General features: G+C 41.8%; 14 protein-coding genes. 12 read left to right on the forward strand and 2 right to left on the reverse strand.

Annotated elements, in window-relative coordinates:
* The first annotated feature begins 3 nt into the window (after positions 1–3).
* Entirely contained in the window at positions 4–1,155 is a 1,152-nt protein-coding gene (locus ACWPVL_RS09215) for an FtsX-like permease family protein (protein WP_454388455.1), read from the forward strand.
* Positions 1,156–1,266: 111 nt separating this feature from the next.
* On the opposite strand, the gene ACWPVL_RS09220 is transcribed toward ACWPVL_RS09215, so the two are convergent.
* A complete protein-coding gene (locus ACWPVL_RS09220) occupies positions 1,267–1,794 on the reverse strand; it encodes an NUDIX hydrolase (protein WP_454388457.1) in 528 nt (175 codons plus the stop codon).
* A gap of 121 nt (positions 1,795–1,915) precedes the next feature.
* Between ACWPVL_RS09220 and truA the strand changes: the two genes are divergently transcribed.
* The 5 genes from truA to tig all read left to right on the forward strand — a co-directional run bounded on the left by truA (position 1,916) and on the right by tig (position 6,173).
* Positions 1,916–2,665: a tRNA pseudouridine(38-40) synthase TruA gene (gene truA, locus ACWPVL_RS09225; RefSeq protein ID WP_454388459.1), complete on the forward strand. Its 750-nt coding sequence runs from the start codon at positions 1,916–1,918 to the stop codon at positions 2,663–2,665.
* Complete coding sequence (locus tag ACWPVL_RS09230; RefSeq protein WP_454388461.1) at positions 2,655–3,416, forward strand: bifunctional hydroxymethylpyrimidine kinase/phosphomethylpyrimidine kinase; 762 nt, start codon at positions 2,655–2,657, stop codon at positions 3,414–3,416. Before truA ends, ACWPVL_RS09230 begins: the two co-directional genes overlap by 11 nt.
* A complete protein-coding gene (locus ACWPVL_RS09235) occupies positions 3,406–3,888 on the forward strand; it encodes an ECF transporter S component (RefSeq protein WP_454388463.1) in 483 nt (160 codons plus the stop codon). Before ACWPVL_RS09230 ends, ACWPVL_RS09235 begins: the two co-directional genes overlap by 11 nt.
* Positions 3,889–3,900: 12 nt before the next feature.
* The gene (locus tag ACWPVL_RS09240; protein ID WP_454388465.1) at positions 3,901–4,464 is read left to right on the forward strand and encodes a TIGR01440 family protein; all 564 of its coding nucleotides are present in this window, start codon (positions 3,901–3,903) and stop codon (positions 4,462–4,464) included.
* A gap of 425 nt (positions 4,465–4,889) precedes the next feature.
* On the forward strand, positions 4,890–6,173 hold the full coding sequence (gene tig, locus ACWPVL_RS09245; RefSeq protein ID WP_125371121.1) for a trigger factor: 1,284 nt from the start codon (positions 4,890–4,892) through the stop codon (positions 6,171–6,173).
* Positions 6,174–6,346: 173 nt separating this feature from the next.
* On the opposite strand, the gene ACWPVL_RS09250 is transcribed toward tig, so the two are convergent.
* Complete coding sequence (locus ACWPVL_RS09250) at positions 6,347–7,237, reverse strand: helix-turn-helix domain-containing protein (RefSeq protein WP_454388467.1); 891 nt, start codon at positions 7,235–7,237, stop codon at positions 6,347–6,349.
* 212 nt (positions 7,238–7,449) lie between these two features.
* Between ACWPVL_RS09250 and ACWPVL_RS09255 the strand changes: the two genes are divergently transcribed.
* The 6 genes from ACWPVL_RS09255 to rpsI all read left to right on the forward strand — a co-directional run bounded on the left by ACWPVL_RS09255 (position 7,450) and on the right by rpsI (position 11,937).
* Positions 7,450–7,818 carry a hypothetical protein gene (locus tag ACWPVL_RS09255; RefSeq protein WP_454388469.1) on the forward strand — a complete coding sequence of 123 codons (369 nt, stop codon included), beginning with the start codon at positions 7,450–7,452 and terminating at the stop codon, positions 7,816–7,818.
* Positions 7,819–8,514: 696 nt separating this feature from the next.
* Positions 8,515–9,246: a 23S rRNA (guanosine(2251)-2'-O)-methyltransferase RlmB gene (gene rlmB, locus ACWPVL_RS09260; RefSeq protein WP_454388471.1), complete on the forward strand. Its 732-nt coding sequence runs from the start codon at positions 8,515–8,517 to the stop codon at positions 9,244–9,246.
* Complete coding sequence (locus ACWPVL_RS09265; RefSeq protein WP_454388473.1) at positions 9,246–9,890, forward strand: hypothetical protein; 645 nt, start codon at positions 9,246–9,248, stop codon at positions 9,888–9,890. Before rlmB ends, ACWPVL_RS09265 begins: the two co-directional genes overlap by 1 nt.
* Positions 9,891–10,032: 142 nt before the next feature.
* On the forward strand, positions 10,033–10,896 hold the full coding sequence (locus ACWPVL_RS09270; RefSeq protein WP_454388475.1) for a DegV family protein: 864 nt from the start codon (positions 10,033–10,035) through the stop codon (positions 10,894–10,896).
* Between the two features lie 183 nt (positions 10,897–11,079).
* Positions 11,080–11,526, forward strand: coding sequence for a 50S ribosomal protein L13 (gene rplM, locus ACWPVL_RS09275; protein WP_048763282.1), 447 nt, complete (start codon positions 11,080–11,082; stop codon positions 11,524–11,526).
* 18 nt (positions 11,527–11,544) lie between these two features.
* Positions 11,545–11,937 (forward strand): 30S ribosomal protein S9, encoded by a 393-nt coding sequence (gene rpsI, locus ACWPVL_RS09280; RefSeq protein WP_002902303.1) that lies wholly within the window; start codon positions 11,545–11,547, stop codon positions 11,935–11,937.
* Positions 11,938–12,225 lie beyond the last annotated feature (288 nt).

The raw sequence follows: 12,225 nt of genomic DNA on the forward strand, positions 1-12,225 counted from the left end.
GCTATGTTTTCAATAAAAGATTTGTATAGATTAGTCGTTGTATCAATTATCAGCTTTTGTGCGGTCTTTGTGACCAATCTCTTCTTAAATTTTTATCTGGATATCCGTTTACTAGATCAAACAAATTGGTTGCCTGAGATTCGAGCTGCTTACGATGCTCAAGTTGCGATTTCTTGGTTGATTGCATCCATTAGCGGAGCTGTTTTATCCCTAACATCGATACTCCTTCTCTTCTTTTACATTCGGCAATTTATTGACCAGCATAAGCCAGAATTAGGAGTTTTAAAAGCTCTGGGCTATAAAAACTGGGAAATTGCTCGAAAGTTTTGGCTTTTTAGTCTTCCAATTGGTTTGGGAACAGGCACTGGCTATTTCTCTTCTTTTGCCATGATGCCGCATTTTTATCACTTGCGTAATCAAAGCGGAGTTTTGCCTGAAATTACCATTCGGCAACATTGGTCCCTTTTCCTGTTTCTCGTTGTCTTGCCGACTCTTGCCTTTGCTGCTTTAGCCGTTCTCTACGCTAGTTATTGTCTACGTTTGCCTGCTTTAGACTTGCTCAAGCGGGTCAGCCTTAGTCGAAAGTCACCAAAAAGGAAAACAGGAAAGAAAATAAGGAAAGACCGCCCCTTTTTAAAAGACCTTTCTGCCAGTCTGCTCTGGTCTAGAAAATTATTAATATTCTTTGTCATTTTCGGTTCCATGTGCTTTTCAGCTATGATTCAACTATCATTTGGTATGAAAGAATTGACAGATGAGACCATTCAGATCATGATGATGTCAATCGGTACTGTCCTGTCAGTGGCAATCCTCTATCTGTCTCTGGGAGTACTCCTGCAGGAAAATCAAGAAACCCTAGCTATTATGAAGGTTTTTGGTTATAGCAGAAATGAGTGCCATAAGAGTTTATTTGCTCCTTATCGTATTCTTGCTTTTTTGGGCTTTGTCTTAGGAACGGGCTATCAATACGGGATTATGCAGCTTTTACTCAGATTGATGGAAAAATCCATAGCTCAGAAAGTTGACTATGATTTTGATTTTGGAGTCTGCCTGATGATTTTACTAGTCTTTGTCTTGGTTTATGAAGGTTTAATCCATTTATCCAGCAGGAGGATAGATCAACTGACTATTAAGCAAGTCATGTTAGGAGAATAAAAGAGGCTGGGACAAAAGTCCTAGCCTCTCAATTGTCTTTGGAATGTCGAGCAAGACGCAGTGGTTGAGTGGGCTCTACTACGCTGATTTCATCAGCTTTTACAGCCCTACTCAACTGTGCGGAGGTGGGACGACGAAATCGAATTCTAACGAATGACCGATTTCTGTCCCACTCTCTTTTTTGCTGATGATATGCTGGATGCCTGTCTGGAGGTGCTTGAGGATGTGTGTGATTTCTTTTGGAAATACTTTATAGTTTTCCAAGTCTGTAAGGGGAATCCAATAGACTTGTTCTTGCTTATGTTGATAGTCAAATTGCTTGCCGTGAGGCTTCATCAAATAATAGAAGCAAATCTCATGACAATCTAGTCCCTTGAGGATGCCGGTTGAGTTTGAAAATAAATTTTCATGGACAAAAGCCAGCTTTTCAATCTCATACTTTTGTCCTGTCTCTTCGAAAACTTCTCGCTGGACAGCTTCTTCGGAGGTCTCTCCAAATCTGACTGCCCCTCCTACTGAATAGAAATAGTCTTCGCTAGGAGAGGATATGACACAGAGGGCTTCCTCCTCAATGATGACTGCAGCAGCCCGATAGCGAAAGCGCTCCTGCCCTTGGGTATAAGAAATATCCTTTGCCATAGTGTCCTCCTTGCGTTTTTTAGTTTACTTGATTTCGCTCTTTCTGTCAATGCTTTCTGTACCCAGACAGTTATATTCTTTCTCTCTTGCGACAGGCTTTTTTTCCTGTTAAAATAAGGACATGCCTCGTTATAAAGCCCTTATTTCCTACGACGGGCATGACTTTGCTGGCTTTCAGCGCCAGCCTCATGCTCGGAGCGTTCAGGAAGAAATTGAAAAAACCTTAACTCGTATTAACAAAGGCCAGCCCATTGTCATCCACGGAGCTGGTCGGACCGACAGCGGCGTTCATGCGCTTGGGCAGGTCATTCACTTTGACCTCCCGTCAGCTAGGGATGAAGAAAAGCTGCGTTTTGCCTTGGATACCCAGACGCCAGAAGATATTGATGTCATTTCTGTGGAGGAAGTGACGGAAGATTTTCATGCCCGTTACAAGCCGCACAGCAAGACCTATGAGTTTCTGGTGGATATTGGTCGGCCAAAAAATCCGATGATGCGCCACTATGCGACCCACTATCCCTATCCTTTGGAGATTCCTCTAATGGAGCAGGCCATCAAAGCCTTGGAGGGAACGCACGATTTTACAGGCTTTACAGCCTCAGGTACCAGTGTGGAAAATAAGGTTCGCACGATTACAAAGGCCAGCCTGACTTTTGATGCGCAGCGTAATTTTCTAGTCTTTACTTTTTCGGGCAATGGCTTTCTCTATAAGCAAATCCGCAACATGGTGGGAACCTTGCTTAAGATTGGAAATAAGCGGATGCCAGTCAACCAAATCGAACGGATTTTAGAAGAAAAGGATCGGCAGCTAGCTGGGCCAACCGCAGCGCCTAATGGTCTTTATCTAAAGGAGATTATTTATGAAGAATAAGTTGATTTTAGCCCTCTCTGGCAATGATATTTTTAGTGGTGGCGGTCTTCATGCGGATCTGGCTACTTATACGGTCCATGGCCTGCATGGTTTTGTAGCGGTGACTTGCTTGACGGCGATGACGGACAAGGGATTTGAAGTTCTTCCGACCGACGAGCAGGTCTTTGCGCAGCAACTCTCTTCGCTCAAAGATGTGCCGTTTTCGGCTATCAAGTTGGGCTTGTTACCAACGGTTGCCATTGCAGATCAGGCTCTGGACTTTATCAAAAAGCAAGCGGGCACACCAGTCGTGCTAGACCCTGTCCTAGTCTGTAAGGAAACCCACGATGTGGAAGTGTCGGTCCTCCGAGATGAATTGATCAAATTTTTCCCTTATACGACCATTATCACGCCCAATCTACCAGAAGCAGAGATTCTGATCCAGTCGGAGATCAAGAGTCTGGATGACCTCAAGGCTGCGGCTGTGACCCTCCATGAACTAGGAGCTCAAAATGTCGTAATCAAGGGAGGAAATCGTTTCAGCCAAAATCGGGCTATAGACTTGTTTTACGATGGCAAAGACTTTCAGCTACTAGAAAGTCCTGTTTTACCAAATAATAATACAGGAGCCGGCTGTACCTTTGCTTCTAGCATAGCTAGTCAGCTTTTGGCAGGCCAATCCCCTCTTGAAGCCGTCAACTATTCAAAAGATTTTGTTTACCGCGCCATTCAGCGCTCAGATCAGTATGGAGTTATTCAATATGAAAAATAATCAGACAAGAAAAATCGCTTTGCTGGCTGTCATTACAGCCCTATCCATTGTTTTAGGGAATTTTTTCAAAATCCCTACGCCAACTGGTTTTCTAACCTTGCTAGATGCAGGGATTTACTTTACCGCATTTTATTTTGGTCGTAAGGAAGGAGCCTTGGTTGGTGGCTTGTCCGGTCTCTTGATTGACTTGGTGGCGGGATATCCTCAGTGGATGGTCTTTAGTCTCATCTGTCATGGTCTTCAAGGCTACTTTGCTGGCTTCACTGGCAAGCAGCGTTACATCGGTTTGCTCTTGTCTGGACTTGCCATGGTCGGTGGCTATGCTCTCTTTGGTAGCATTTTGAGTGGCCCTGGTGCAGCTATCGCAGCGATTTGGGGCAATGTCATGCAAAATATTTTTGGCTTGGTGGTCGGCTATGCCCTTTACAGAGCTTTTCCCCTTGTCTTGAAAAGAACCGTTCAGCCAGAGTAAGTGAGGTAAGAGATGGATTTAGAGAAGCTTGAAAAGGAGACCAGACAGATTGCTACAGATGTCTTGGACAAGGCGGGTTTGGTCAAGGGAAATATTTTTGTCCTAGGTCTATCTTCTAGTGAAGTCATGGGGGGGCACATTGGCCAGCATTCCAGTAGGGAAGTCGGTCAGGTCATTGTCAAGACCTTGTTAGATATTCTGCAAGCTCGGGGGATTTACTTGGCCGTTCAAGGTTGTGAGCACCTCAATCGTGCCCTAGTCGTGGAACGAGAATTGGCAGAAAAGAAAGACCTAGAGATTGTCAATGTCCTACCTAGCCTACATGCAGGCGGGAGTGGCCAGCTAGCGGCTTTTGACTATATGAAAGATCCTGTGGAAGTTGAGTTCATCACAGCCCATGCTGGCTTGGATGTGGGAGATACGTCAATCGGAATGCATGTCAAGCATGTTCAGGTTCCGATTCGCCCTCAGCTACGCAGTTTGGGTCAGGCTCACGTTACCGCCCTTGCCAGTCGTCCTAAGTTGATTGGTGGAGCTAGAGCGTCTTATATTGAAGATAGGATTCGAAAAGCCTAGTAGAATAGGAGAAGAGGCTGGGACAAAAGTCCTAGCCTCTCAATTGTCTTTGGATTGTCGAGCAAGACGCAGTGGTTGAGTGGACTCTACTACGCTGATTTCATCAGCTTTTACAACCCTACTCAACTATGCGGAGGTGGGACGACGAAATCGAATTCTAACCAATTACCGATTTCTGTCCCACTCTCTTTTCCCAAATGGCAGACTTTGCCAGTCGATTCTCGTGCTGGTGAGGGAAATAATCCCACAGTGATAGGAAAATATTATCTGCTGAGAGCTGGGCAATGGTCAAAAAAGAGTAAAAGTAGCTTGGATTTCAGCGTATGAAAGGGGAAAAAGGCGAAAAATAAAAGGTGTCGCTTGAAAAAACTGCTACTTATGTTATAATGGATTGTATGCAAAAAATTTGAAGGAGAACTGACAGAATGTCTGTATCATTTGAAAACAAAGAAACAAATCGTGGAGTATTGACTTTTACTATCGGTCAAGACCAAATCAAACCTGCTTTGGATCGTGCTTTTAATGCAGTTAAGAAAAATATCGCTGTACCAGGTTTCCGTAAAGGTCATATTCCTCGTCCAGTCTTCAACCAACGTTTTGGTGAAGAGTCACTTTATCAAGATGTCTTGAATGCATTGCTTCCAGCAGCTTATGAAGCAGCTGTGAAAGAAGCTGGTCTTGAAGTAGTTGCACAACCAAAAATTGATGTGACTTCAATGGAAAAAGGTCAAGAATGGGTGATCACTGCTGAAGTTGTGACAAAACCTGAAGTGAAATTGGGTGCTTACAAAGACCTTGAAGTATCTGTAGACGTTTCTAAGGAAGTTACTGATGCTGAAGTTGATGAGCGCATTGAGCGTGAACGCAACAACTTGGCTGAATTGGTTCTGAAAGATGGAGCAGCAGCTGAAGGTGATACAGTTGTCATCGACTTTGTTGGTTCTGTTGACGGTGTTGAATTTGACGGCGGAAAAGGCGATAACTTCTCACTTGGACTTGGTTCAGGTCAATTCATCCCAGGCTTCGAAGACCAATTGGTTGGTCACTCAGCTGGTGAAACAGTAGACGTTGTTGTAACCTTCCCAGAAGACTACCAAGCAGCTGACCTTGCTGGTAAAGAAGCAAAATTCGTTACAACAATCCATGAAGTTAAAGAAAAAGAAGTTCCAGCTCTTGATGATGAACTTGCAAAAGACATCGACGAAGAAGTTGAAACTCTTGCTGAATTGAAAGAAAAATACCGTAAAGAATTAGCAGAAGCCAAAGAAGCAGCTTACAACGATGCAGTTGAAGCAGCAGCGATTGACCTTGCAGTAGAAAATGCAGAAATCGTTGACCTTCCAGAAGAAATGATTCACGAAGAAGTTCATCGCGCTGTGAACGAATTCCTCGGCAACATGCAACGTCAAGGTATCTCTCCTGATATGTACTTCCAAATCACTGGTACAACTCAAGAAGACCTTCACAAACAATATGAAGCAGATGCTGCAGCACGTACTAAGACTAACCTTGTTGTAGAAGCAGTTGCGAAAGCAGAAGGCTTTGAAGCTAGCGCTGAAGAAGTTGAAGCAGAAATCACTTCATTGGCAACAGACTACAACATGGAAGCAGACCGCGTTCGCCAATTGCTTTCAGAAGAAATGCTTAAACATGATATCGCTGTTAAAAAAGCAGTTGAAGTTATCACAAGCACTGCTAAAGTAAAATAATAGCTTCTAGTCAGCCCTAGTGGATGACAATGTAAGCACAGGAGAGAACGATTTGTTCTCTCTTTTTTGATGTTGGAGGGATAGTTTAAAAATAGGAAAACTAATCTCTACATTAAAATAAGCTCTATAATTCCTACAGGGAGTTAACCACTGTAGGAATTATAGAGCTCATATCACAACATCCATGGAATGCCCATTTCGTTTGATGCTTTAGTAGCATGAAATGCAGCTATTTCATTTTCAATAATTTTTAATAATTCATCTTCCTCTAGTAAACGTAATATTTCAAGGTTCTTTTGTATTAGCTCTTCATCAGCATCACAAATTCCGATTCTGGCCGAATGAAATGCAATTGCATCATATCGTTTAAGTAATTTTGCTGTTTTAATAACAATCGAACAAATATGACTGCACATCGGAAAGTGTTTATAATAAAAATAAAAGGTAGACAAATTTGATAGAAGGGCTAACTTTATAGGAAGGATATTTTGGAAGTCAGAGTATTTTTCTAGTCTGTGAAGAACTAATTGAGTGGTATCTAGAATAGTCTCCGTAGGAAGGACAAAAAGAATGGAGTTTAAAATGTTGAAGTCTGATGCGTACCATGTGTCATGGTGTTTTAGATCGTTCCATAAAATGTCAACGATATCTTGTGTCACCTTATCTCTGTTTGAAATTCCATTCTTTCTAATTTGAAGTATAACTGTCAAGGATTGGTGCAGTTTTTGGATAGAGATATCCCAATGAGTTTTTAGATAAGATTCACATTTTTTGTAAATAGTTTCAAGTTCTCCTGCTCCACTAATTGAATGAATATTGCTGATTTGATTTAATAGTTCAGTATGCTCACTAGGATGGTAAAGATTACAAACATAATCAAATTCATCAAAGCTCATATTAATTTGCTGAAGTAAAAAAGCCATGTTCTCATACTTTGGAACGACAAGTCCATTCTCTATCTTAGAGAGTGTTGTAGGAGACAGTACATTGCCACACACATCTGACTGAGTGAGGTTTTTAGACTTTCTAATTTCTTTATAAACTTTTCCAAAATCATATCTCATATCATAATCTCCAAAAACTTGAAAATAGTTAAAACAATACTACATGATTCTGACTACATTATATAATTTAGTAAGGAGGAATGCAAAGAAATATAAAAATTCAAGTCGTAAATTATGTTGTGTCATTTTCTTATATATTCTTACTAAACTCTATATTAGGCTAGAGAATTGTGTAGAATATAGAACTTAGAAATAAGAAAGTAGGTCAAAAAATGGCTAAGAAAAAGATGCTGTTAACTTTATCAGTCGTAGCATTAGGAATTGCTTCATATGCTTTGCTGAAACCAGTTATTGCAGAAACAACAATCGGTAAAACAAACGAAAATCAGACGATTTCAATTTATAAGAATTTACTAAAAGGTAAATCTGAAAAAGAAATTAATGACTACTTTTCAGGTTTATCAGACAGTAAACTGATCATTGCAGACAAATCAGGTGGTTTTACAACTAGCTCTACAGATGACTACAGTAATCCAGTAGAGACATTCGATGAGAATGGCAATAAAGAACTAAAATCTTTCCAAGATAAAAGTGTTGCTGCAACAGTTGGTGAAATCAAAGAAGCACTTAAGAATAACTAAATCATACAGCTTGGTGCTGTTAATTGCTAGTCGCTGAATTATAGAGAAATGTTCCACTGAAAAGTGGAACTTTTTTGTCGCAGGTTTAGTTATGTGGCTCTATGATAAGAACTTTAACCTCTTGGTGTGACTGCTTAGAGGAAGTGAGTCTAGCTTAGACCTCGGCTGGCTACTTTTCCTATAGATTCCTAGCAATCTAGACCTCGGCTGGTCCCTTTTCCTATAGATTCATGGTAATCTAGGTCTCGGCTGGTCACTTTTCCTATAGTTTCATAGCAATCTAGGTCTCGGCTGGTCACTTTTCCTATAGTTTCATAGCAATCTAGGCCTAGGCTGGCTACTTTTCCTATAGATTCATGGCATTCTAGCCCTCGGCTAGTCACTTTTCCTATAGTTCCTTGGCAATCTAGACCTCGGCTGGTCACTTTCCTTTAGTTTTTAAGGTAAATGATGCTTTTTGATAATTATTGACCAAAAGTAAGTGTCTGACGATAGGGGATGTCTCTTGTTTTGAAAATAGCTAGCGGAACTAGCTAGTCTGGCTAGTTTCTAGGTTTCAAATGCGGAATTATTTCAAAAATAAATAGGATAACGAAAAGCAGTTTTTAGCTGATTTCTGAGAAATGCGAGGCTGTCATAGAGAGATATTTAGCTTTTAGACAGATTTTTTGGGGGAGCTTATGATATACTGTTAGTATGGAAAAAAATGATATTGTCTACGGCGTGCATGCTGTGACCGAGGCCTTGATGGCCAATACGGGAAATAAACTTTACATTCAGGACGACTTGCGTGGCAAAAACGTGAGCAAGCTGAAAGATCTGGCAGCAGAAAAGAAGGTCTCCATCTCTTGGACACCCAAGAAAACCTTGCAGGAGATGACGGATGGAGCCGTTCACCAAGGCTTTGTCTTGCGGGTATCGGAGTTTGCCTATGCAGATTTGGCGGATGTTTTGAAAAAAGCAGAGCAGGAAGAGAATCCTCTGCTATTGATTTTAGATGGCTTGACAGACCCGCATAATCTAGGCTCTATCTTGCGCACGGCTGACGCTACCAATGTCACGGGAGTGATCATTCCCAAGCACCGAGCGGTTGGCGTGACACCAGTTGTGGCCAAGACCTCTACGGGGGCTATTGAGCACATTCCTATTGCCAAAGTGACCAATCTCAGCCAGACTCTGGACAAGCTCAAGGAAGCTGGCTTCTGGATTTTTGGGACGGATATGCAGGGGACGCCTGTTCATAAGTGGAATACGGCAGGAAAGTTGGCCCTCATCATCGGCAACGAAGGCAAGGGGATTTCCAGCAACATCAAGAAGCAGGTGGACGAAATGCTGACCATTCCCATGAATGGTCATGTCCAAAGCCTCAACGCCAGCGTCGCAGCAGCCATTCTCATGTATGAAGTCTTTAGAAATCGGGTGGGCTAATGCAAGTACTAGGAAGCTATCTGTTAGAAAAATATCAAACAGAAACGTTTGAGCCGATCATTTATGCTATCTACCATAATAAAAGAGAAGATAATTATTGCTTTTGCTTTGAAATCACTGAGGAAGCAGATCAGTATCCCTTAGAGGACTTATTGACCCAGTATTCCTTGAATTGCACGGATTCATACGGTCAAGGAAGTCAGGTAAATGGCGCTTTGAAATACCTCATTGAGGTCGAAACCTTATCTAGTGATAAGGCGGATTTCATCAGTATTCTCAATTTTTCTACAATTTTAAATAAAGAGATTGTGAATTATGTAAAAGGAAAATATGAGTGCCTTGCTGAAAAGAGATGTATGAGTTCCTTTTATATGGGGAACCAAAAAGTGGAAGTTCCTGTCCTTGCTTACCGAAGTGACAACTCTGGGATGGTTTCTTTTCAAAATATATATCCAGAGGGACAATTAACAAATTTATTTTTAGAAGATAAAAAATATGAAGTTGAGTGTTTAGATGGGGAATGGACCTGTATTGAATTACTTGATGGTAAGGCAAACCTTATTTTAAACAATTCACAAGATGAATATTTCCAATATATTTTTGATTTGAACGGTTTTCAAGGTGTCAGTCCTGTTCTAGACTGACCGAGCGAAATAGCTTTCCTAAAAAGCAAGAAATTTCTAATAGCTAGTCCCGATATGGTGGCAGTCAAATCACCACTACTAACCCGCTTATGTCCATGGAGAAGCCTTCTCTGTGGCAACTAAAAAATGATGGAGAAAAAAGATGACCTTTAAAATTTTAACGGATTCGACGGCAGACCTGCCAGAAAGCTGGACACAAGAACATGATGTGCAGGTTCTGGGCTTGACCATTCAGTTGGATGCTCAAACCTACGAGACTGTCGGACCGGATAAGCTGACCAGTGAGCAGCTTTTAGCCAAGATGGAGTCTGGCAGCAAGCCGACTACCAGCCAGATCAATGTTGGCCAATTTGAAGATGTTTTCCGCCAGTATGCTCAGGAGGGTACAGCGGTTCTCTATGTGGCTTTTGCTTCCGCTCTGTCTGGTACCTACCAAAGTGCAGTCATGGCGCGGGAGATGGTTTTAGAGGACTATCCTGAGGCAATCATCACTATCCTTGATACCAAGGCAGCTTCGATGGGTGAAGGGCTCTTGGTCATGAAGGCTGTAGAAGCGAGAGCAGCAGGTCAAAGCCTAGAGCAGACGGCAGCTTTGCTTCAAAGTCTAGTGCCTAGAGTAAAGACCTATTTCTTAGTAGATGACCTCAATCACCTCATGCGGGGTGGCCGCATTTCCAAGGCAGCGGCTCTTATGGGAAGCTTGGTCAATATCAAGCCCATCATCGCAGTGACAGCTGACGGAAGTCTGGATTCGGTCGCTAAGGTGCGGGGCAAGAAGAAGGCGCAGGCTGAGGTGGTTCGGATGACCTTAGAGACGATTTCTGATCCACGGGTTGTAGTCGCCTATGCAGGTGAAAAAGAAGTCGCTGAAAATGTCAAGGAGCAGCTGTTGGCTTCTGGACAGGTTACAGAAGTCCTGATTCTGCCTCTCGGCCCGGTTATTTCGACGCATACTGGTCCAGGTACTCTAGGACTCTTTAGCATTGGCAGTGAACTTTCAGACTAAATGGAAATGAAATCGTTATTTTATAAATAATTGCATCAAATATATTGACTTTTGGTTAGAAAATTTGGTATGATAGTAGGCGGTATTGTTTACCCCATTTGTAAGGCCCCGGAACCTTTCAAATAACTCGCGGACCGGAACATCCGCCCTGTAAACAAAAACGATATTCATATAGGAGAAATCATGAACAAAACAACATACATGGCTAAGCCAGGTGAAGTTGAACGCAAATGGTATGTAGTAGACGCTACTGATGTACCTCTTGGACGCCTTTCTGCAGTTGTATCAAGCGTACTTCGTGGAAAAAACAAACCAACATTCACACCACACACTGATACAGGTGACTTCGTAATCGTTATCAACGCTGAAAAAGTTAAATTGACTGGTAAAAAAGCAACTGATAAAGTTTACTACACTCACTCAATGTACCCAGGTGGTTTGAAGTCTATCACTGCTGGTGAACTTCGCTCTAAGAACGCTGTTCGTTTGATCGAAAAATCAGTTAAAGGTATGCTTCCACACAATACTCTTGGCCGTGCTCAAGGTATGAAGTTGAAAGTATTTGTAGGCGCTGAGCACACTCACGCTGCACAACAACCAGAAGTTCTTGATATTTCAGGACTTATCTAAGGAAAGGAACAATAAAGTATGTCACAAGCACAATATGCAGGTACTGGACGTCGTAAAAACGCTGTTGCACGCGTTCGCCTTGTTCCAGGAACTGGTAAAATCACTGTAAACAAAAAAGATGTTGAAGAGTACATCCCACACGCTGACCTTCGTTTGGTTATCAACCAACCATTCGCAGTTACTTCAACTGTTGGTCAATACGACGTTTTCGTAAACGTTGATGGTGGTGGCTACGCTGGTCAATCAGGCGCTATCCGTCACGGTATCGCTCGTGCCCTTCTTCAAGTAGACCCAGACTTCCGCGATTCATTGAAACGCGCAGGCCTTCTTACTCGTGATGCCCGTATGGTAGAACGTAAGAAACCAGGCTTGAAAAAAGCTCGTAAAGCATCACAATTTAGTAAACGTTAAAACTTATTTAAACTTATTGAAAGCATTTCGTATCAAAAATACGGGATGCTTTTTCTGTTCACCCCAAATTTTTGTAACTAGGTGATACTTGAAATTAATACAAATTTGGTTGTTTTTGATAAATCTAAGCAACACTACATGATGAAGTGAAAGGGGATGAATCTTTGATAGTATTCACTTATTGTGAAATATGATATATTTATTAATTAGATGGATGAATACTTCTAGAGTTAAATATAGTATAATAGGGACATACTTTTTGGTTTATTTTTGTTTGTAGTCGGATTA

This window comes from Streptococcus sp. Marseille-Q8145 (genome assembly GCF_965112035.1).